We start from the raw sequence: 23,361 nt of genomic DNA on the forward strand, positions 1-23,361 counted from the left end.
AAATAGGAACAGTTTAATCCTGTTCCTACATTTTTAATAGATGACCACCATCAAAGAAATATAGATATTTACCTATTACTTCTTTTTGTATGATTTGTGTAATAGCTTGTTCATATAAGTCAATTTGAGTTCGATATCTTTTTTCTAATATCGATTTTGCCTCTTCAAATCCTTCTTTATAGCGATCATATATTCCATCTGTTTTATAGTCTAGAAGGATGATTCCCTCATCGACTTCGATCATACAGTCAATAATCCCTTGGATTAAAATCATGTCGCTATCTAATCGTTCATTTCCGTACAATTCCTTTGCAGAGACGGCCATACTAAATGGGACTTCTCTTTGAACTCTTTTTGCTGTTAACATCTTTTGTCCAATATCTGTTGAAAAAAGCGATAGAATTTGTGCCGAATCAATGACTGCAATTTGTTCGGTAGTCAATAATTCCTTTGCTTCTAAATGTACGAGCAGTTGTTCAATGGTTTCTATCGTTGGGGCTTGTTCCAATGATAGATGCTGCATGACCAAATGCATCGCAGTCCCTCGTTCTGCAGGTGAAATTGACTTTTGTCTCATAAACCGTGGTCGATTAAAAATTGGCTTCATACTACTATTATGAATAAGATCAATACTAGCAGCCTCATCACGCATTTCATACAAACGTTTCAGCTCGGAAACAGATTGTTTTGAGCGCTTGATTGTTGAAGCTTGATACGGATATTGATACGTAAGGCGTTCAAATATGTCTATTTTGTGTTCAGATTGTATCGCTATCGGTTTTCCCGCCTTCACCTTGTCCATCCAAACATCAGTCGTTTCAATTGTTTGATCAGCATGCTCTATGAGACTATTTTTTTCGACTAGCTCGATTTTCCAATGAGAGGGGTGATCAGTAATCTCTTCTATTAATACCGGCTTTACTTTTAGTTCATCAGGTATGAGTGAATTACCATGTTTATGCCGAATGAGTGCTGGCCCAATCCAATCTAAATAGGAAGTAGCTTTAGCTCGAATGCTATCTTTTAATAGCCAGTCTTGATGCTCTAAAGATTTACTCCATTTTTTTATTGTTTTCTCTGTATTTTTTACCGAACCTACTAAAATCAGCTTTTCCTTCGCCCGTGTTAAGGCAACATATAAAACACGCATTTCCTCAGAAATAGTTTCTAGCTTTTTCTTGCGTTTTAAGGCTAATTGCGGCAAAGATGGGTAAGTGATTCTTTTTTCTGGATTTACATATTTTGTAGCAAAACCAAATTCCTTATCAAATAAATAAGAATGATGAATATCCATCATATTGAACTTTTTTGATAATCCTGCAATGAATACAACCGGGAATTCTAAACCTTTACTCGAATGGATTGTCATAAGCTTTACAACATCTTCTTGTTCACTAAGTGCCCTGGCAGTACCTAAGTCATCTCCTCGATCCTGCATTTTTTCAATGAATCGTAAAAAACGGAATAATCCCCGAAAGGAAGTTGTTTCGTATTGTCGAGCCCGATCATAAAATGCACGTAGATTTGCTTGACGCTGTTTCCCTCCTGGTAATCCTCCAACAAAATCATAAAAATGTGTATCACGATATACTTGCCAAATTAATTCTGATAGGGAACCAGTTCGCGCCATACTTCTCCACTCATTTAATTTTTCTATAAAACGGCTAAGTTTTTCGTGGAGTTCACCATTTTCAATTGTTGGTGTGGACAATATAAAATTTTTCACTGCTTCATAAAATGTTCCGCTCTTCGATTCAATTCGAATCATTGATAACTCCTCTTCATCTAATCCCAAAATAGGTGACCTCAATACAGAGGCTATTGGAATATCTTGATGCGGATTATCAATAATTTTTAATAAAGAAAGCATTATGGCAATCTCTGTTGCATCGAAATAACCGGTAGAAAGATTTGCATAAATAGGTATTCCTTCATGCTTAAATTGTTCCATTATTTCAGGTGCCCAAGGCATGGACCGCAATAAAATGACAATATCACTATATTGGATCGGACGATACGCTCCTGTTTTCGGATTAAAGATTGGTACTTTCTCCTTAATTAATCGCTTTATCCTTCTTGCCATATACCGAGCTTCTAATTGTGATTGTTCTAAATCCGCTTTATCGAACTCATCATGCTCTTGATCCATTTCAGTTTCGTCACTTTCATCACTAGCGTCCTCCTGATTAATCATAACGAACTCAATAGGATAGCTCTCCTCTTCAGGATAAGCAGCACCTTTTACTAGTTCTGCTTGCTTATCATACTCAATCTCACCAACATTTGTACCCATGATTTGTTTAAAGATATAATTTGTTCCTGCTAGCACTTCAAATCTACTACGGAAATTTTGTGATAAATCAATACGTAATCCAGTTCCGTCGCCGTCTGCACGAAATCGATGATATTTATTTAAGAAAAGATTTGGTTCTGCCAAACGAAAACGATAGATCGATTGCTTTACATCACCAACCATAAACAGATTCCCATCATACTCCCCATCTGCTGTTACAAGTTTTAAAATGGTCTCTTGAACCATATTTGTATCCTGATATTCATCCACAAGGACCTCTTTAAATTGTCTACGATAATTGTTAGCAGCAACAGACGGTTGTATTTCTCCACTTACTGAAGAGTCACCAGCAAGGATTGCTAAACAATAATGCTCTAAATCAGAAAAATCCACTATTCCTTTTTCCATTTTCATCTGATTAAAGCGTATGGAAAATGTTTTAGTCAATTCTATTAATGTTACAATCGTATCCTTCATTTCACCTATATCTTTTAGAAATGATTCTGGTTTTCTTTGAAAAAGCTCATCTTTCAGTTTTTCTAAAGCTGTCTTAGCTGACTTCCTTAAATCATCTGCATTTTTAACAAGATCTTTGTCAAATTCATCTCCCCGACAGCTTTTCGCACGAGTAAATGCCCAAGCATTCATCTCCTGATATAGATCCTGCCAGGAACCTTCACTTGCTTGCAGTAATCGATCAACGATTGCTATATCATCTAAATAATTCTCTGCTCTAGGAGCCGGTCCACCAGGTACTTTGCTAAGATTTAGTGCCTCCTCTAACATTTCCTTTGCACCTTGTAATGTTAGTTTAATATCAAAAAGCAGCACATCTATAAATGGAAGGTCGTCTATCGTAGTTGACTCATCTACCCTGTACAAATCAATAATTTCATCTAACCAGCTGTCCGGATTAGGATGAGATCTAGAGAATTCATATAGCTTTTGAATTAAGTCCTGTAAGCCTGCATCACTTCGATCATTGGTAAATGTATCGACCAATCTAAAAAATGAATCATTATTCTCCTTGCCGTATTCATCCTCAAATAACTCATCTAGCACTTCATCCCTTAAAAGGTCTGCCTCTGTTGAATCAGCCAAACGAAAACTAGGGTCAATATCAATTAAATAATAATATTTTCTTATGACCTCTAAACAAAAAGAATGCAAAGTTGAGATAGAAGCTTTATTTAAAAGGGTTAATTGCCGTCTTAATCGAGTCGAATGTGGCTGTTCACTAATCGCTTTCTCTAGTGCAGCACCAATTCTATGCCTCATTTCAGCAGCAGAAGCATTCGTAAAAGTAACAACTAATATTTCATCCACATCAATCGGATTTTCCATCGCAACTATTTTTTTTATGATTCTTTCTACTAAAACGGCCGTCTTTCCAGAACCTGCTGCCGCAGCTACTAAAATATCTTGATCCTTTGCCATAATTGCTTTCCATTGATCATCAGTCCAAGTTGCTTCTTGAGGCTTAGATGGTATGGCTGTTTTCATTCGTGATAACCTCCTCTCTCATTCTTGCTAAGACATCTTCTTTGTTTCTAGAATTTAATACTCGATAATCATTACTTTCCAGTGATTGATCAAACTGACAAACTGATTTAAAAGCACAGTACTCACAAGGCGTTCGCTTTTTGAATTTATACGGCGCAATATCTACCATGCCTGATGAAATGTCATTTCCCGATTTCTTATAAAGCCTTCTTACATACTGACTCATAAGTTTAAAATCTTCTTCACTAGCTACCTGTGAACGTGAAGATAATGTACCGTCTTTTTTAATTTCCGCTGATACAATTTTTGATTTTCCACTTTCTAATGTCTGATCCATTAGTTTAATTACATTCGCGTCGTCTACAAGTAGACCTTTCATTTTAAAACTTTTAAAGATTTCTTCATCTATTTCATCCAGTGTTAAAATTCGATTACTTTTAACAATAGGATTGTGTAAATGAAAATATAAAACGCCTGCGGGCACGCCCTTTGTACCAATTAAGTTCTGTGAATGAGTCACTACTATATCCAAATAAGTTAACATTTGTAGTGCCAAACCATAATATACTTCTGTTAAATCTAATTCCCTCGCACTAGATTTATAGTCAATCACACGTAAATACACTCCATGATTGTCCTGTGCTTTATCTACACGATCAATCCTACCTTGCAGCTCCATTTTAGTCCCGTTTTTCAGTGTAAAGGTTAATGGTGGTAAGAATGCTTTCGGTCCGAAGCCTAATTCGAGCCCTATAGGTGCAAAGCCACTAACTTTGGCATGTTCACTTAATATTTGAGACGCCCTTCCTATAACTTGCTCTAGCTTTCTTTTAATATAGTGATGACGATTAGAACTTAATAATATTTGATGTTGCAGCATTGGAGCTAAAAAGGCGACTGCCTCTTTCGCTAAATGACCACATTGTTCTTGAGTTAAGTTTGCCCAGGATATTCCTTTTTTCTGAAGTTCTTCTGCAATCCATTTTAGTGCACCATGGAACAAGTCACCAATATTCGGCGCTTCAAGCTTAAATATTTCTCGTTCCTGGAGCTTTAAACCATGAGTGGCAAAATGGGAAAAAGGACATGCATGGAATAACTCCATTCTAGAAACACTTGCTAATATTGTGTCTCCATATAAATCTTGACTAATTTCTTCAGATAATTGCTTTGCCTGATTTTGATAAAAAAGGCTTGAAATAACATGCAATGCACGCTGCTTCTCATACGGATTTTCGATATAGTAATGATAAACATCCCACCAAAAATCAGCCATTGGATACTTTCTCATTTTTAATTGGAGCTGGTTCGTTAAATACCCAATTGCACGATTCGGATGTGAAATATAATCCAGTTGCTCTTCATCCATTAACTCAGATGGATCATTCACCGTCAGCTTCTCTACTAGATTAGGAAACATCTCTTTTATTCTTTTAATATATGGAGAAGCTAACAGAGCTTTCCCTTCTTCATTTGCAATTGGATAGGATAGATATAGTTTCTCAGATGGAGTAGTCAATGCCTTATAAGCAATAAATTCTTCATCTAATAATTTCATTCTGCTACTTGGCGCTATCTTTATCCCGCTATCCAATAGCTTCTCGCGATCAGAGTCTGCTAATACGCCCTCTTCATTAATTTTCGCAGGAAGTATTCCGTCATTTAAACCAATGACAAATGCTGCTTTAACGTCTGACAATCGCGATAACTCAAGATTAGCAATAATGACTTGATCTATCGCTGGTGGAACAATGGAGAATTTCATTGCTTCAATACCAGCATCTAATATTGTCGCAAATTTTTTTAATGATAGTTTCTCCTCACCTAGAACTTCAACAAATTGATCGAGTAATTCCATGACAGCATTCCATGCCTGATCATGTTCTCTTGCAGAAACTAGATCCCCTCGGTTTTCCGCTTTATTTCTCAGATTCTCAAGCTTTGCTGGAATGTCTAATTCCTCTAAAAATAAAAAAAGACTTTCACAGTATTCAAATCCTACTTCCGCTTTATTCAATCGACGAGCCAAACGGTTTATTGGTCCAGTAATCATAGACCGAAGCTCATTAATGTCAGACTCTATTTCTTTTTCTTTATCTGTTTGAGGAACAGACATATTTTCTAATCCGCGAAATCTTCGATAGCCCCAACGTTCTTTGCTCGTCCATTTAGAGCCTTGTATCCCATAAGCTAAGACATAATTTTCTAGCTGATCCATTCTTTCTCGTAATCTTCCATTTTCCATTTGTAAAGGAAAGAGTAGTTCCGTTTTCACTGCACGAAATACAGGTTCATATCGCCAATAATTATTAATAATTTCAAAGGTTGAACGTATAAACTCAATTAATGGGTGATGAAGCATTGATCGCTTTTGATCAATATAATACGGAATCTCGTAATCAAAGAAACATGTTTCTACTATTTCTTGATAGTCATTTCCATTTCTCACCAGAATTGCAATATCTGCATAACGATATCCGTGATCCATTATAAGTGTACGAATCTCACGGGCAACCGCTTCAACCTCTGCTCTTCTGTTCCCTGCTTGATTTAATTCAATTTGTGGTAAACCACGATAGGCATGGACAGGGATTTGATCGAAATGCTCTTCTAATGAATCTAAACTGTCATGTGCAAATCGAATGGTGTCACGTAATTGGAATGTTTCCTCAATGTTGATTCCATCTTCTTTAGCCATTGTAAATAATATATTATAGGTCTCACCCGGCATCCGAAATAAGTGAAGGTCATCGGGTGGAACTTCTTTAAAAGGCTGATCCAATGTTAAAGCAATCGAAACTCGCTTACAGGTTTTCATCAATTGCTGAATGACCAAATATTCTTGTGGGGTAAAACTATGAAACCCATCAATATATATTTCCGCTGCTTGTAGATAAGAAGAAGCTTGAATAGATGTAGCAAGTAATTTCAAATAGTCTTCCGAATCTATATATTTATTTACTAATTGTTCCTCAAAATCGCGATAAATCAATGATAAATCATGAAGCTTATCCGATAATACTTTCTCATCGTTGCGATTCTCTAATTCTTTTAGTTTCAGTTCAATCTCATTAGGCTGAATACAATAACGTTTAAATTCCGTAATCATTTTTTCGACGTGGTGGACGAATCCAGTTTTATCTGCAGCTTGTCCAAATAATTTAAATTCATCCTTTTTATCTTCAATAATTTTTCGAATGAGCATATTTAAACCTTCAGTCGTAATATGTAAACGACTGATGCCGCCCGTCTCTTGTAATATTCTCCAGGCAAGGCGGGTAAAACTGAATACTTGTGCACGTATCATTCCAGCTAACCCTGGGGTCTTGATAAAGCTATATTCAGATAAAAAAGTCATTTGATCTGGTACTAAGTAAATAATGGGTGTGCCATTTGGGTCCTGCTTTAATTTTGTGCGTATTTCATCCGTTATCAACTTTGTTTTTCCCGAACCTGAACGACCAATGACAAAACGAACAGACATAATTTCATCTCCTACCTACCTTCATATACTTCTATTATAATATAATTTCCACATTACTACGGATGAAAAAATTTGGTTAACGATTAAATTGAAAAAGGTCAATGATATGAACCATTGACCTTCATCTTACACTACTATTACCTCAATCCCCATCAAAAAGATTAAATAAACCTTTTGCAATACTTCCTTCATCTTTTGAACCGCCAGCTGCAGGCATTGCAGCAAATACTCTACTAGCAAGTCGACTAAATGGCAGTGATTGGACCCATACGGAACCTGGCCCCCTCAATGTTGCAAAAAACAACCCTTCTCCTCCAAATAATGCAGTTTTTACCCCTTTAACAAACTCGATACTATAATCGACTTCTTGAGTCATTGCTACTAAGCATCCCGTATCCACACGAAGTGTCTCCCCAGGTGCTAAATCTTTTCTATGTATCGTTCCTCCTGCGTGAACAAACGCTAATCCATCACCTTCAAGTTTTTGCATAATAAATCCTTCTCCACCAAAGAAGCCAGTTCCAATTTTACGTTGGAATTCGATCCCTACTGAAACACCCTTTGCTGCTGCTAAAAATGCATCCTTTTGACAGATGATTTTCCCTCCTAATTCACTTAAATCCATTGGGATAATTTTGCCTGGATAGGGTGAAGCAAAGGACACATGTTTTTTCTCCATTCCTTCGTTAGTAAAGGTTGTCATAAATAGACTTTCACCAGTCAACATTCTTTTTCCAGCACTAAAAATCTTACCCATAAATCCACTACCACCAGAAGAGCCGTCCCCAAAGATAGTTTCCATATGAATATTATCTTCCATCATCATTAAACTTCCTGCTTCAGCTACTACAGTTTCTTGAGGATCTAGCTCTACCTCAACAAACTGCATATCATCGCCATAAATTTTGTAATCAATTTCATGATTATTCATCGTTTTTCCTCCATTAAATAGGGTGCAAATCTATATATGTATTTTATTAAAAGAAAAGACTTTCGGCTATATAAAAAATAATCTATTAATACTATTTTAGGCGATACTTACCCTCTTTGATTGTATTTTCATCAAACACTTCTTTTATTAGCCTTCTTTTCTTCAGTCAGTAGGGCTTTTACAAAAGCAACAGAACTATACAAAACATCCTTTTATTGAATTTAAACTAAAAATGGGACCGTGGAATTGGTCCCATTCAGTCATCTTTTTGTTTTTTACATCATAATCCCGCCATCTACATGGAGAACAATACCGTTTACGTAGTCCGATTCATTCGAGGCTAAATATAAATAAGCATTGGCGATGTCTTCGGGTTTTCCTAATCTTTGCATTGGAATAGAAGCTTTCATTGCTTCAACTACTTTCTCAGGTACTGTAGCCACCATATTCGTTTCTGTAAAGCCGGGTGCCACAGCATTTACATTAATTCCTTTTCTTCCTAATTCTTTTGCCCATGTTTTAGTCATTCCAATAATAGCTGCCTTTGCTGCTGCATAATTGGTTTGCCCAACATTCCCATAGACACCGCTAACAGAGGATGTACTCACTATTTTTCCCTTCCCCTGATCGATCATGAAGGGCGCTACAGCTTGTGTACAGTTAAAGACTCCTGTTAAATTCACATCAAGAACTTGTTGAAAATCTTCTTGCTTCATTTTTGTTAGCATCGCATCTCTAGTAATCCCTGCATTATTAATAAGAATATCGACTGTCCCAAATGTACTTACTACTTGTTCTACCATCATCCCCACACTATCTTTATTAGATACATCAACCTGAACAAATATAACATCATAGCCTTCTTCATTTAACTCTGTCTGCCTCATAACACCTTCTGCTTCATTGAAATCTGCAATTACTACCTTTGCTCCTTCTTCGGCAAAACGTTTAGCAGCCGCAAATCCAATTCCATTGGCTGCCCCAGTTATAATTGCTACTTTATCTTTTAACCTCATATAAAGTCCCCCTTTAACCTAAAAAATTTCAAACCCGTAAATCATGAATTTAGACTGTTTTCTTATAGCTTGTTGCTTTTGTAAAAGCCCAACTACCGGCTTTTATCCCCACTAAAAGATTCAGCAATTCTTATGAAGTTTGTAACTCTTTTCTTAGTGAAATGAATAGATATTTGTTGAAGATTTACATAAATAGAAACAATGTTTAAGAAAAGAGCTTGAATGTTTACAAATATTTGTATTCGACAAACCTAGTGTTTTTTCCTATGTCCTCCATCATTTACTCCAATTAAAATAAAAAGGCCCCCTTAGGAGCCCTTCAATAAATATGCTATGTATAGTTACTTACCCTCTTTGTTCTTTTTTTTCCATTTTTTTTGCTAGTCTTGCCTCGATTCGTTTTCCAATAAACCAAAGGACTAAAATTATTAGAAAGACACCTACTGTTTTTAAAGGGTTCTTGATGAGAGAGACCAAATCATATCCAACGAAACTGACGATAAAGATCATTACCATTTTTCCGGCAACAACCGCTAGGATATATTGAAAAATATTAATTTTTGAGAGACCCGCAACAATATTCACAACCGCTGAAGGTGTAAATGGAAAACATAAGAGTAAAAATATAGGGCTAAATCCATGAGCCTCGAGCCAATGGGTAATTTTTTTCACTTGACGATTTTTACGTAGAAAAGAGAGTATACGCGTATTACCAAATCTACGGATAACCAAAAAAACTAAAATAGCACCGCCACTAGCACCCGCCCAGGAAATTAGAAAACCATACCATAGTCCAAAAGCATTAGCATTGGCCAATACGATGATTACTAGTGGTAGAAACGGTAAAAAGGCTTCTAATATAAGTAATAAAATCCCAGGTAAAGGTCCAAAGGAACGATATTGATCGATTAAATTCATCATATTTTCAATGGTAAACCATTCTTTAAAAGCGTGAATATCCATCTTGTTTCCCCTATCCTAAAAAGCCCACTAAATAGAAATTTCCTTTAGTATAGCATAAAATAAGATAGGTTTATAATTCTATAGCTAGTTAATTCATCATACGAATACTATTTAGATACTCTTAAAAGATAAATCATACATTTTTTCTTTGCAAAATATCTTACTTTTCTCCCGCACTTCCCTGTAAAGAAGTATTAGTATAAAGTCTTCCTATTTTACATACATACGAAAAAAACCACATTTTGTGGTTTTTTTTCGAGATGATTTATACGTATTGTAAAAACCAATCCTTAATATAATCTAAACGTTTCATTCGTAAGTTCGGCTTTCCACTTCGTGATAATTCATGATTTGATTCAGGGAAGCGAATAAACTTCGTTTGTTTTTGTTGACGCTTTAACGCTATAAATAATTGTTCTGCTTGTTCAATTGGGCAACGATAATCTTTTTCACTATGGAGAATTAATAATGGTGTTTCGATATTTTTTGCATATGCAAGTGGTGAATGCTTCCATAGTTTTTCGATATCACTTAAATCAGCAAGAATTTGCCACTCAGAGAAATAGTAACCGATGTCACTAACACCGTAAAAGCTAATCCAATTCGAGATCGAGCGCTGGGTGACAGCTGCTTTAAAACGATTTGTCTGCCCTACAATCCAGTTTGTCATAAAGCCTCCATAGCTTCCACCAGTCACTCCTAATCTCTCTTTATCAATAAAATCATATTGTTCAAGAACATAATCGACTGCATTCATTAAATCCTTATAATCGTTTCCGCCATAATCTCCCCGTACAGCATCAACAAATTTTTGTCCATATCCATGACTTCCGCGAGGATTTACATAGAGAACAGCAAATCCTTGAGCTGCTAGGATCTGAAATTCATTAAAATACGTATTGGCATACATAGTATGTGGTCCACCATGAATTTCTAAAATCAATGGATACTTTTTACCTACTTCAAAACCAACTGGTTTCATTAGCCATCCATGTACTTTCCAGCCTTCTTCACTTTCAAATTCCACTGTTTCTACATTAGACAGTTCCCTAGTTTCCAAAAACTCCTTATTCACAAACGTTATTTGTTTCTTTTCAGCATTCTGTAAATTAACAGTATGCAATTCACCGGGTTCTACTGGTGAACTGATTGCAACTACTGCAGTATGATCCTTTGGATTTAAAGAGAAACCGTACACATGCTGTGGTTCATGTAATGCTGGATACACTTCACCTAGTACATTTCCATAGTAAATAATGGTGCTACCGTGATCAGAAACAATAAAGTAAAAGCTTTTATTATCCTCCGCCCACTGTACTCCTGGTATATTTGCTCCTTGTTGAAAATCACCGACAACATAGTCACCAACAGGCGCATCGATCCCATCTGTTAAACAAATAAGTTCCTTCTGCTCTAAGTCATATAACCATACCTTACTATGTGTTGCATTTTTAAATTCTTGCTCACTTCCAAGAAATGTTAAATAGCGACTATTCGGAGACCATGAAGTCTGCCAAAATCCTCCTGTTCCTTTTGTAACAAGAATGGACTCTTTTGTTTCAACATTTAATAAATAAACATCTGATTTGAATGATGTATCACGATCCTCAGATAAATCAGCAATATACGTAATATACTTTCCGTCTGGGGACCATGTTTCCAATGAATAATGATGGTCACCTGTTGTTAATTGTTCCATCTCACCCGTCTTTAAATCAATCACTCCAATTTGGGAATGCTGAGTGAGATCTAAAAAGCCGCTGGCATCGGATTTATACTTCATTTTTTCAACTTCAAGAGGCTTCAGTTCTTTTTCCTTTTCCTTCTCCCCTTCTTTCCGATCGTGAATCGATTCATCTTTACCAATTACTACTGAAAAGGCTAATTTCTTACCACACGGAGACCATACTGGATTTCGAGCACCGTTTTTACAAAAGGTCACTTGTTTTGCCTCACCACCAAATTTAGAAAGAACATAAATTTGTGGGCTCCCTTCTCGATTTGAAACAAAAGCAAGCTCACTACCATCTGGTGACCACTTAGGTGAATTGGTTCTGTGATTACCATAGGTCCACTGTTTTGGATCATTGTCATCTATATTCATAAAATATAAATTGGAAACATAATCATTTTTTTCCTTATCGATATGAGTTTGTACATAAACAACCTCTTTACCGTTTGGAGAAAGTTGTGGATCAACAACTGATTTTAATTCGTATAAGTCCTCTGTTTGGATACCAACTTTTTTAGCCACTTTAATCACCTTCCATTTTAACTTTGCCTTTTAAGCAAATAAGATTATTTACTTTATTTATTTCGACACCCAAAACAATATACCTGCAATTTTTTTATTTTTTTCTCATCTTGTATATGTCGATAGATAAAACAATTGGAGAAACTAATCGAAAGAATTAACTTGAAATGATTTTCTATTGCAGGTAAAATATTTTACGAACATATGTTCCTTTAAATTCGAAAAGAGGGATAGAAATGACAAAGATACCTGAAAAAGACCATCATATTATTGAGCAGGCAATCTATTTGCCAATGTTACTCACAATCTTAAACCGTGATTTAAAAATTATTGAAAACAGTCCGTTTAAACTAAAGAAACCGTATCTTGAATGGATAGAGGAAACAATGAAATCTATCCAAAAAGAACTATCAAGCATCAAACGTTATATGAAGCAACATCAAATAAAAGTGGAGAAGTTAAAATCAGATGACACCTTTACTATGTATCTGTTTTTATACAAAGGTTATGAGGAGCATCATAATTATTTTAATCCGAGGTTACGTAACCGCTCTGAAGAATTATTGAGGTATTATTTATTTCAAAAAGGGGCCAATTGAAACGAGGCTGGTATCTTATGTTTTTGACCAGCCTCACTTTTTACCATTATCATTGGTTAATCTTCAATATATCGTTTAATATCATATTCCCTTTTTCTTTCAGAAGCTTCCATGTGTAAATAAAAGCCCGATTTCTTATACTTACTCTCTATATTCTCCATATTTTGATAAAAGCGCATCCGCAACTGTGCTGTCCGCTGTAATTGGTTGACAAAAGAACTTCTTGATATAGGGATTTCTATTGTTTGTTTATTTCGAAAGGTGACTAACGTGTTCCCGGAAGGTGATTTATCATGTTGGGATACATGATCATGTGAAATCCAGATACAATCGGGATTAATCGGTGATGTAGTTGGGAGTAAAAATATCGAAGTAAATGGGTCGACGATAATAGGTGATTTGTGTGTAACGCCAATTAAATACTGAGTTCCTCTCTTACGTCCTTCATATGATGCGCCAAAATATTGACAACTCTTTTTCACAATATCTAACGGCTTAAAAGGAGAAATAAATTGATTTTCCACTTCCAATATCTCCGAATAAACCTTTGAACCATAAAGCATCGGAAAAATCGCCATTGTATACGGAGAAATCTCATATTCCTCTATGATCCGTTCTTTTTCATGCATTTTTTTCTCTCCTTTTCAACATTTTTTGTGTAAATACACCCAAATAATAACATAGATTTCCAATTTTGTCATATTATTTTCAAAAAAGTTAAAAAATTCTCAAGTGTCCATTTCTGAAAATTAGGATTATTTATTGATTTTTCAATCAATATTCTATATACTAAGAAAAAGCATAGAGGTGATCATCGATGGAAAATAGAAAGTCCTACACAGATTTAGTTAAGGCATATGCGATGACACAAATAAAAAATGAAAATTTCATGGTAGAAATTTATGCTGAAATGATTTTACAAGAACTGTTATTAACAAAACGGAAAGAGCAAATAAGGAAAAAGATTGACTCTGCCCTTGATAGAAGAGACATAAAAGCATTTTCTCTTTTAACCGATGAATTAATAGAGTTAGAAAAACAATTTGGATCTTAAGTACGTATTATACAGGCTGAAAGCCCCCTTTACTAAAGGGGGCTTTCCTTACTTACTTGTTTCAAAGTCTTCAACCATACGGATTCGTTCTAACATCGTTGGATGATCATAACGAAAAATTTTTACTAATAGTGGTGGATTAACCTGGCTAAGCCCAGATTTCGTTAAATCATGAAAGGTTTGAATTGCCGCTTCCTTATTTCTTGTCATTTCCATTCCATAACGATCTGCACGCATTTCCTCATACCGCGATACCCAATTAGTCATTGGACTTGCTACAAATAGTAGCATAGATGTAATTAATAAAAATAATGGTAAAGAACTTAATTGAGAAATTCCAGTTACTTTTAAATCCTTTCCATGTTTTCTTAACCACCAGCTCATGATATGAGAGGCTAGCCATAAACCTATACCAGTTAATAGTATATAACCCGCAATACCAAAATAAATATGCTTTTCAACATAATGACCCATTTCATGTGCCATAATAAAGAGAATTTCTTCCTCATTCAGTTGTTCCAAAGTTGTATCCCATAATACAATTCTCGCATTAGAACCTATACCAGTTACATAGGCATTTAGAGAATTGGTCTTTTCAGACATATTCACTTCGTACACATGTTCAGCCGGGATATTGGCTTTTTCTGCTAATGCGAGAATCTTTGTTTCTAATTCCTTATTTTTCAAGGGATAGAAGTCATTATATAAAGGGTCAATAACAACTGGTTGAATAAACATCATAAAAACCATAAATGGAATGGACAGAAGCCATGCAGGTAGCCACCATCTCTTTTTAAATCGTTTCATCAACCAGTATAGAACCACAACAATAATAAACATTTCAATAAAGCCTACCCAAAAATCAATCACTTCATCTTTCATCCATAATGAAAAATTCTGTGTAGAGATATGATAAGCTTTTGAAAAACGATAGGAAATATAACTTAATGGAAAAGTGGCAATAAAAGAGATGACAGAAAGCAAAAATAGATAAACAGCTGTTTGAATCACATGAAACTTTGATGTGTTTTTTGCCCATTTTTCCATCCCTTTGGATATTCCAAAGATTAGAATAAGAAAATAAAATAACCATTCATAGGGGGTAGACAGAAAAAATAATAAGTTCCTGATTTTTGAGTATTCCTCACTTAGCATTAATTCCCTATAATTCAAAAAAGTTGCTGGATCTACACTCGTCCCTTTAAGTGAGTCTGGTACCGCTGCCTGTGCAATGTAAAAAAGATAAACATACATAGCTAGTCCAAAAAGCAAATATGCTATCACTGCACGAAATGTCCATTTTCTTAACAATTGATCTCCTCCCCTCTTGTCCTTTTATAAATGTAGTTTTGTCATAATAAAAATATACCCATCTTTACTAAAGTTTATATTTTTTAAATGCAATGCACATGCTCATAGACCTATATATTTGTAATCTTCAACGTAGGGATGACGGATTGACTTACCATCGGGAAAAGACGTAGTCATAAGCTAGAACTATACCACGACATCATTTTAAAATTCATTATAAATCAGTAACTCACCTAAAAACCGGTTTCCTTGCAAAGGAGAACCGGCATTCTTCTCAAGATAATAATGGCTCATATCCCAACTGATGCAAAGATTCTGCGATAAGATGATACCCTTTAGTATTTGGGTGTACATGGTCATTCGCTAATAGTTCCTTTTCTTTTCCTAGAAATAGATCATGAATATCTGCAACCCTAATACCAGGCGGGTTTGCCAGTCTTTCAATATCATGATTAAAGGCTTCTACCCATTTATCAGAACCTTTTAGTTCTGGGAAGGGGTTATAGAGATTAATCATACGAATGATATAAGGCTCTGCTTCTCTTTTGAAGGTCATTATTTGTTGAATGATATTCGATAAATTTTTTTTGCCATTTTCTAGCGCAATAAAGAAATCCTCTTCTTTTTTGTCTTGTAGAAACTGCTCTGCTGCATCAATTAAATCATTTCCTCCGGCAGTAATTGTAATGATTTCTGCTTCTTTTATCGTCTTACAGACTAAAGGATGCTCGAAGCTTTTCAATATATCTCCTGTAGTTGCACCAACCCTTGCAAATACAGCAGGAGCAATAGGCTGATTGAGGGCCTTTCGTGTTAAAAATAGATATTTTCCTATAAAGCCCTTTTCAAAAATGTTTGAACCCACACCTACAGTTAAAGAATCCCCTAAACCACAATAGTTTATATGCCTTTTCTCCATTTCTTCACCCTCATAAAATTTTATTTCATATCCATATATTTATTCGTAAGGATCAGAAATGGGGATTTGTTTTTCAAAAACAAATCCTAGTAAAATAGAATAAATACTGAGTACACCAATTGAACCGAGGAAAACAACAATGACATTCGCACCGAAAAAGGCAAGTGCAAATGCAACCACTCCCCCTATCACTCCAAACCAGATGTTTTGTTGAATAAAAAGAACATTCGGGAAAATTAACGCACCTAATTTTGCAAAGGGGACATTTTTTTAAACCTCTTCCAGAAAGGGAGGGAAGGTTATACCACGAAATAATACGAGGGGAAGCTTCTCGGAATATAAGTAACAATCGCCATCCCAATAATGGACCAAATAATACTATTCGTCATCCTGCAACTCCTCCCCTCTTTCTTTTTAATGCATTCTACAAGTACGGTTGATAACAGTGTGATAAAACAATTGACCAAATATCCTCCACTAGAGTCATAAGTATAAAAATACTATTAAAGAATGCTGCAAGTACGGCTAAATATACAATGTTCAAACTATACGAAAACAGCCAAAAATAAAGAGGTCTGACCCCACTATGCAGTATCACGTAAAGTAACATATCTTTACATTAGATACAGTATTTTGTGAGATCAGACTTATGATAGGTAGAAAGCTTTTTAACCTCTATTATCTTCCACGGAAATTCGGTTTTCTTTTCTCCGCGAATGCTTGAAGTGCTTCCACACGATCTTCAGTAGGAATGGTTAGTTCATATGCTTTGCGTTCTATTTCCAATCCTGTATGTAAATCTGCGTTCATTCCATTTTTAATTGCAAATTTTGCCTGCTGAACAGCAATAGGACCATTTGCTAATATTCGATTAGCTAATTCATTTACTTCATTCATGAAAGTATCCCGCTTTACTACTTTTGTAACTACTCCATATTGCAACGCTTCCTCAGCTGTCATTCTTTTAGCAGTTAAAATTAATTCCATTGCTTTTGCTTCACCAATTAAGCGTGGCAAACGTTGCGTACCCCCAGCACCTGGAATAATGGCCAAGCTCGTTTCTGTCAAACCCATTACTGCATCTATTACAGCAACTCGAAAATCACAGGAAAGAGCAAGTTCCATTCCTCCACCAAAAGCGTAACCATTCATTGCAGCAATAGTTGGTTGAGGCAGCTTCTCAATCGCAGCAAATACTTCACCAATTTTATATACATTCCTACGTACTTCCTGCTCGGATAAGGATTTCCGCTCCTTTAGATCAGCACCTACACTAAACGCCCTTTCTCCTGCTCCTTGAAAAATTACAACACGTACATTAGGATTCGTTCTTAATAATTCCACCTCTTTTGCAAGGTCACAAAGTGTTTCATAATTAAATGCATTCATGGCCTCTTCACGATTAATCGTGACATTGGCTACGTAATTTTTTACGTCAACCACAATATTTTCCATTCATATCCCCCCTGTTCCCTAACTAATTTCAACAAATAATGAAGAAAACCTCCTAGGGTAAAATAATCTAAATTTTCTAATAAAATTCAATGGAATTTTTCCATTTGTATAGATTAACAAAAAGCAAAATAAAATACTTAAAAAAATGCAGACCGGAGCCTGCATTTTTATTACTAATTTTGTTTCTGTAAAACTTGTTCCTTTAACGCTTTTCTTAATATTTTTCCAGTTGTATTTTTGGGAAGTTCCTCAAGAAATTCAATCGTTTTTGGAAGTTTATATTTTGCTAGATGCTCCCTGCAATATTCCATTAATTCAGCTTCTGTAAGGCTTTCGTTTTTCGGCACAACAAAGCATTTTACCACTTCTCCCTGTTCTGGATCAGGGGCACCGATAACTGCTGCTTCTACTACCTCTGGATGTTCATACAAGACTTCTTCAACTTCTCTTGGATAAACATTAAATCCACCCACTATGACCATATCTTTTTTACGATCCACAATATAGAAATAGCCCTCTCCGTCCACGCGCGCTAAATCACCTGTGTACAACCAGCCATCACGGAGTGCTGCAGCAGTTTCTTCTGGCATTTTATAATAGCCTTTCATTACATTTGGTCCACGTACAACAAGTTCCCCCACTTGTCCTTCTGGAAGTTCCTCACCAAGTTCATTTACAATTTTATTTTCCACATTGAGAATGGAAGTACCGATTGATCCCGGTTTTCTCGGACGATCTAAAGGGTTAAAGCATGTGACTGGAGATGCTTCAGATAGTCCATAGCCTTCAGAAATAAGAACGTTAAATTTCTTTTCGAAGTTCTTTAATAAAGCAACTGGTAATGAGGAGCCTCCCGAAATACAAAGTCGGAATGTCGAGAAATCATTTGGATCCCCATCAGGATATTGGTAGAGAAAATTATACATAGTTGGGACACCTGCAAAAACGGTGACTTCATATTTTTTTGCTAAACGAAAAATTTCTTTTGGACTAAATTTCGGTACAATAATGATTGTTGATCCACTAATTAATGGTGCATTTACGACTACCGTAAGACTAAAAACATGAAACATTGGTAAGACAGTCATCACTTTATCTAAATGATTCATTTTCAAATATTCACCAATATCTTTTGCATTTGAATAGAGATTTTTATGAGTTAACATGGCTCCCTTAGGTCGACCCGTTGTCCCTGAAGTATATAGAATGACAGCAACATCATCCTCAAACAATTCAGGCTCGTCAAAAGCAAGATTACCAGAGGCAATAACATCTGAAAACGATTTCATTTTCTCATTTGTGGATACATCTACTTTATTCAAAGGATTAGATTCACAAATGATATAACTTTCTACTTTTGGAAGTAAAGCTTCCATCTTTTCTGCTAAAGGGAGAAGTAAATCTAAGGCAATAATCACCTTAACATCCCCATTATTTAATATGTAGCCTATTTCATCTGGAGTATAGATTGGATTAATTGGAATGACCGTTGCCCCTAAACGCATTGCTCCATACAACGAGATGACAAAGTGAGGAGAATTTCCAAGAAGTAATGCGATATGATCTCCCTTTTTTACCCCTAATTGCTTTAAACCACTTGCAAATCTTGTTACTGCCCCATCAAATTCAGCATAGGAAACTTTTTGATCCATAAAGTAATAGGCAGTTTTATCTGCATTTACTTTCGCTGTGTTCTTTAAGTGTGAAGATAAATTCATACTCCCTCCCCTTTCTGAATGAATAATCATTCATTTTAATTTTCTAAATATATTATATAGAAGAAATATTTAAGATTCAAGCTCTACCTAGTTTCTCTATAGGAATTATATTGTCTGTAAACCAACGAAAAAGGTCTAACTGATACGTATCAGTTAGACCTTTAAATATTACACTCTTTTCGCAATTTGTCTTGTAATAAATACTAATTTTTAGAAATGAAACTAGTAAATCAATTGAACTAATTCTTCCTTTGTTATGTTTCCGAAATAATGTTTTACATCTATGTCTTCTAGTGCTCTTTCAATCTCAGAGCGTTCATAACGAATTCCTATTAGTTTATTTTCAATATCACATACATCACCAATACCAAAGAAGTCCCCATAAATTTTGCAATTCTCAATCATGCCCTTATTTACTTCTAAGCGTACATCAATTCCACCAACTGGGAAACGATGATTATGCTGTAAATTAAATTTTGGAGATTTGCCATAGTTCCAATCCCAATTTTGGTAACGCTCCTCAGATAACTTATGAATATTCTTCCAATCTTCATCCGTTAATTTATATTCTTTTATATTTTCGCTTCCACCGAAAATATTACTTAAAATTAATTGACGGAATTCTTCCATTGTTAATTTTTCTTCAAGAAATTCAGAGATATTTGCTACACGACTCCTAATGGATTTAATGCCTTTAGATTGGATCTTATCCTTTTTCACTCGTAAAGCTGACACTACGTTCTCAATTTCGGAATCGAACATTAACGTACCGTGACTAAACATTCTTCCTTTTGTTGAGAACTGTGCATTTCCAGAGATTTTCCGTTCTCCTACTTGGATATCATTTCGTCCACTTAATTCTGCATTTACACCAAGTTTTTTCAAAGCTTCAATAACTGGAGCAGTAAATTTCATAAAGTTATGAAAGCTTTCCCCATCATCCTTTGTAATGAAGCTAAAATTAAGATTTCCTAAATCATGATAAACAGCTCCACCACCAGAAAGTCGACGAACAACGATAATATTATTTTTGTCTACATACTCAGTGTTAATTTCTTCAATTGTATTTTGGTTACGCCCAATAATAATGGATGGCTGATTAATATAAAATAATAGATAGGTTTCATTTATATCTAGGTTATTGAGAGCATATTCCTCGATAGCTAGGTTTATTTGTGGATCGGTAATTCCATTATTGTCGATAAATAACATGCTTTTTCCTCCTATATCCCTGTGTCTTCAGTTCTTTGTTAAATCTATTATTAGCCCTTCAGTAGCAAGTTGTATATAGCCAGAATACTTTTCAGCAGCTTCTTGCTTTAATTGATTTAGATCGCCATATTGAGGAAGATGAGTGAGAACAAGCTGTTTAACCTGGGCTGCCTGTGCTATTTCCCCAGCCTCATAGCTTGTCATATGTCCGGCACCAGATCCATCCATATTTCCATAAAAATTACTCTCACAAAGCAGAATATCAGCATTTTGTGCAAATGAAACAAAGGATTTCATATAAGATGAATCAGCTGTAAATACAAATACTTGATCATCTGCTTCTATTCTCATGGCAAAGCATGGAACAGGATGCTTCGTTCTTAGAAAGGAAATAGTAAAAGGACCAATTTGTAGTTCTTGATCTTCGTCATATGCCATTCCCTTAGTCACATCATCAAAAAATAACGATTGAAATCCTGCATTGTCCTCATTATGCCCATAGATCGGCAATGTTCGGATTTCTTTATTCATATATTTACCGATAATAAGTGCATGCTGTAACACACCTATATCTGCAATATGATCAGGATGATAATGAGAAATAATGGCAGCATCTAAATGTTCAGGTTCTATGTATTGTTGTAGCTTTGAGAGTACAGCGCTTCCACAGTCTACTAAAAGATGAAAACCATTATGTTCTAGTAAATAACCTGCACTTGCTCCGTTTACCTTTGGATATCCACCCCATGGGCCAATAACTGTTAGCTTCATTTATTCCACTCCTAATTATAATCCAATAGATAATTATTATCTATTTCACTATACTTCATTTTTACCATTTTAGCATTATTAATAGCCTAGTTTTCGTACAGTTTATTGCTTCTATAAATGCACTGCCGCGGACTTTTACATCTAATTAATGCTTCCTGCTGTTAGTTATGAAGGTTATAGATCTTTTCTTTTGTGAAAGGAAGGGATCTGATAGTCTTCTTTATTGATTGAAGCTTTCTACATTACAATTAAAAAAGAACCTTATAAAAAATAAAGGTTAAATAAAAAAAACGGTTCCAAATGAGAACCGCTAAAATACTTACTATTTCACTACAAAATCAAAATCTTGGTGTTCATGTAAACCTTGGTTATTTTCTACATGTACCTTTAGCTGATAGTCTCCAGCTCTATCAAATTGATGAGTGCCTTTGTATTCACCTTTTCCAGCGTCCTCCAATTTTATCCACTCAGGCTTTTCGTCACCCTTCATCCATGCCTCAATTTGGACCTGTGCACCAGTAAGTAGCTCATTATGTTTGGTCATGTGAATGGTAAAATTAGCTGCTTCTCCGGCTTTTGCATGATCAGGGCTCATAAAATGCATAACAACTGAGTTTTCAGAATCATGCTCCTTCTTATCAGTAGAAGATGTTGCATTTGAAGGATCCGGACTACCAACAATGACCGTCTTTTTAGGCATTACATGCATATCCCTCGCAGTAACATGAACTTGAACATTAAATACCCCATCATGATCAAATGCAACTTCAGAAGTGTATGTACCATTCTTTTTATTTTTAGCGTTTAACATTTTACTAGTCGTATCCTTTGCTCCATCTTCCCAAACTTCATATTTGACTTCTGATGCGTCGGATACTTTTTCTTTCCCTTGGGTTACTAAAGAACTTAATTGAATCGTTTCATTCACTTTAGCTTTTTCCTGTACATTCAGCTCTACTTCGAGTGGTTCCATCGTCGTTTTTTCTTGACCATTTTTATTATCTGAATTTCCACATCCAACAATAAAAATAGCTAGTGCAGAGATAAGTAATGCAGTGAAAAATAACTTTTTCATTCTAGCTCCTCCTCGAAAATATTTCTAACCTATCATAACACCTGGTGAACGGCTAAGTGCTCATTAATTGTTAATAAGTCTTGACAAAAATGTGATAAGAATTTGTTAATTATATATGTTAAATATGTACTTTTTACGAAAAGTGCTGAAATTTATTATATTACTACCAATATCATTTATAATGGGTAAAGAATAAAAAATTTCTAGAATTGGAGGGATCCGATTGAAACGTTTTCGAATATCATTTATTTTGATGACTGCCATACTATTAATTTTACTTAGTGCATGTTCTAATGTTAAAAAAAGCGGAGATAAACTTAATGACTTTACCTTTACAGATCAAGACAATAAAAAGTTTGGACTTAAAGATCTAAAAGGAAGTGTCTGGGTTGCAGATTTCATGTTTACAAGTTGTGCAACAGTTTGTCCACAATTGACGAAAAATATGAGTGACCTACAAAAGGAAATTAAAGATAAAGGATATGACGATGTGAAGTTTGTTTCCTTTAGTGTTGATCCTGAAATTGATACACCACAGGCAATGAAGGATTATGCAGCGAAATTCAATGCCGACTTTTCCACTTGGCATCTCTTAACTGGTTATTCACAAGAAGATATTGAGTCATTTGCAAAAGACAATTTTCAGGCATTGGTGAAAAAACCAGATAATGACACACAGGTTATTCATGATACAAAATTTTTCTTAATGAATAAAGATGGTGAATTAGTCAAGGATTATTCTACGCAGGATGGTTTTCCACTAAGTGAAATTGTAAAAGACGTAAAGGCTTTACGCTAATTGT

17 protein-coding genes and 1 pseudogene are annotated in these 23,361 nt (G+C 35.2%); 3 read left to right on the top strand and 15 right to left on the bottom strand.

What is annotated here, in order from left to right; genetic code table 11:
* Positions 1 to 25 precede the first annotated feature (25 nt).
* The 6 genes from addA to I5818_RS17575 form a co-directional block, all read right to left on the bottom strand.
* A complete protein-coding gene (gene addA, locus I5818_RS17550) occupies positions 26 to 3,796 on the bottom strand; it encodes a helicase-exonuclease AddAB subunit AddA (protein ID WP_078109859.1) in 3,771 nt (1,256 codons plus the stop codon).
* Complete coding sequence (addB, locus tag I5818_RS17555; RefSeq protein WP_078109860.1) at positions 3,774 to 7,280, bottom strand: helicase-exonuclease AddAB subunit AddB; 3,507 nt, start codon at positions 7,278 to 7,280, stop codon at positions 3,774 to 3,776. Before addB ends, addA begins: the two co-directional genes overlap by 23 nt.
* Positions 7,281 to 7,422: 142 nt before the next feature.
* Positions 7,423 to 8,211 carry a TIGR00266 family protein gene (locus I5818_RS17560; RefSeq protein ID WP_058004772.1) on the bottom strand — a complete coding sequence of 263 codons (789 nt, stop codon included), beginning with the start codon at positions 8,209 to 8,211 and terminating at the stop codon, positions 7,423 to 7,425.
* Between the two features lie 275 nt (positions 8,212 to 8,486).
* On the bottom strand, positions 8,487 to 9,227 hold the full coding sequence (gene fabG, locus I5818_RS17565; RefSeq protein ID WP_078109861.1) for a 3-oxoacyl-ACP reductase FabG: 741 nt from the start codon (positions 9,225 to 9,227) through the stop codon (positions 8,487 to 8,489).
* Between the two features lie 345 nt (positions 9,228 to 9,572).
* On the bottom strand, positions 9,573 to 10,190 hold the full coding sequence (locus I5818_RS17570) for a TVP38/TMEM64 family protein (RefSeq protein ID WP_058004770.1): 618 nt from the start codon (positions 10,188 to 10,190) through the stop codon (positions 9,573 to 9,575).
* Between the two features lie 265 nt (positions 10,191 to 10,455).
* Positions 10,456 to 12,444 carry a S9 family peptidase gene (locus tag I5818_RS17575; protein WP_058004769.1) on the bottom strand — a complete coding sequence of 663 codons (1,989 nt, stop codon included), beginning with the start codon at positions 12,442 to 12,444 and terminating at the stop codon, positions 10,456 to 10,458.
* A gap of 236 nt (positions 12,445 to 12,680) precedes the next feature.
* Here I5818_RS17575 and I5818_RS17580 point away from each other — a divergent pair, with 236 nt between their 5' ends.
* Positions 12,681 to 13,043: a YhjD family protein gene (locus tag I5818_RS17580; protein ID WP_058004768.1), complete on the top strand. Its 363-nt coding sequence runs from the start codon at positions 12,681 to 12,683 to the stop codon at positions 13,041 to 13,043.
* A 56-nt stretch (positions 13,044 to 13,099) separates the two neighbouring features.
* Here I5818_RS17580 and I5818_RS17585 read toward each other — a convergent pair whose 3' ends face one another.
* A complete protein-coding gene (locus I5818_RS17585; protein ID WP_058004767.1) occupies positions 13,100 to 13,672 on the bottom strand; it encodes a competence protein ComK in 573 nt (190 codons plus the stop codon).
* A gap of 188 nt (positions 13,673 to 13,860) precedes the next feature.
* On the opposite strand from I5818_RS17585, the gene I5818_RS17590 reads away from it, so the two are divergent.
* Positions 13,861 to 14,097, top strand: coding sequence for an IDEAL domain-containing protein (locus I5818_RS17590; protein ID WP_058004766.1), 237 nt, complete (start codon positions 13,861 to 13,863; stop codon positions 14,095 to 14,097).
* Positions 14,098 to 14,145: 48 nt separating this feature from the next.
* Here the strand turns inward: I5818_RS17590 and I5818_RS17595 are convergent, their stop codons facing one another.
* The 8 genes and pseudogenes from I5818_RS17595 to I5818_RS17630 all read right to left on the bottom strand — a co-directional run bounded on the left by I5818_RS17595 (position 14,146) and on the right by I5818_RS17630 (position 22,558).
* Positions 14,146 to 15,408 carry a M48 family metallopeptidase gene (locus I5818_RS17595; protein WP_139254926.1) on the bottom strand — a complete coding sequence of 421 codons (1,263 nt, stop codon included), beginning with the start codon at positions 15,406 to 15,408 and terminating at the stop codon, positions 14,146 to 14,148.
* Positions 15,409 to 15,682: 274 nt separating this feature from the next.
* Positions 15,683 to 16,327, bottom strand: coding sequence for a GDSL-type esterase/lipase family protein (locus I5818_RS17600; protein ID WP_058004765.1), 645 nt, complete (start codon positions 16,325 to 16,327; stop codon positions 15,683 to 15,685).
* Positions 16,328 to 16,366: 39 nt separating this feature from the next.
* Positions 16,367 to 16,716, bottom strand: a pseudogene (locus I5818_RS17605) (AzlD domain-containing protein).
* A gap of 289 nt (positions 16,717 to 17,005) precedes the next feature.
* Positions 17,006 to 17,782, bottom strand: coding sequence for an enoyl-CoA hydratase-related protein (locus tag I5818_RS17610; protein WP_071976832.1), 777 nt, complete (start codon positions 17,780 to 17,782; stop codon positions 17,006 to 17,008).
* 173 nt (positions 17,783 to 17,955) lie between these two features.
* Positions 17,956 to 19,500: a fatty acid--CoA ligase family protein gene (locus I5818_RS17615; protein WP_078110685.1), complete on the bottom strand. Its 1,545-nt coding sequence runs from the start codon at positions 19,498 to 19,500 to the stop codon at positions 17,956 to 17,958.
* 222 nt (positions 19,501 to 19,722) lie between these two features.
* Positions 19,723 to 20,712, bottom strand: coding sequence for a lipoate--protein ligase (locus I5818_RS17620; protein ID WP_058004762.1), 990 nt, complete (start codon positions 20,710 to 20,712; stop codon positions 19,723 to 19,725).
* Between the two features lie 27 nt (positions 20,713 to 20,739).
* Positions 20,740 to 21,483: an MBL fold metallo-hydrolase gene (locus I5818_RS17625; RefSeq protein WP_058004761.1), complete on the bottom strand. Its 744-nt coding sequence runs from the start codon at positions 21,481 to 21,483 to the stop codon at positions 20,740 to 20,742.
* 322 nt (positions 21,484 to 21,805) lie between these two features.
* Positions 21,806 to 22,558, bottom strand: coding sequence for a FixH family protein (locus I5818_RS17630; RefSeq protein WP_058004760.1), 753 nt, complete (start codon positions 22,556 to 22,558; stop codon positions 21,806 to 21,808).
* A 223-nt stretch (positions 22,559 to 22,781) separates the two neighbouring features.
* Between I5818_RS17630 and I5818_RS17635 the strand changes: the two genes are divergently transcribed.
* Positions 22,782 to 23,357 (top strand): SCO family protein, encoded by a 576-nt coding sequence (locus I5818_RS17635; protein ID WP_058004759.1) that lies wholly within the window; start codon positions 22,782 to 22,784, stop codon positions 23,355 to 23,357.
* Positions 23,358 to 23,361 lie beyond the last annotated feature (4 nt).

Source organism: Heyndrickxia oleronia, from assembly GCF_017809215.1.
GTDB lineage: Bacteria > Bacillota > Bacilli > Bacillales > Bacillaceae_C > Heyndrickxia > Heyndrickxia oleronia.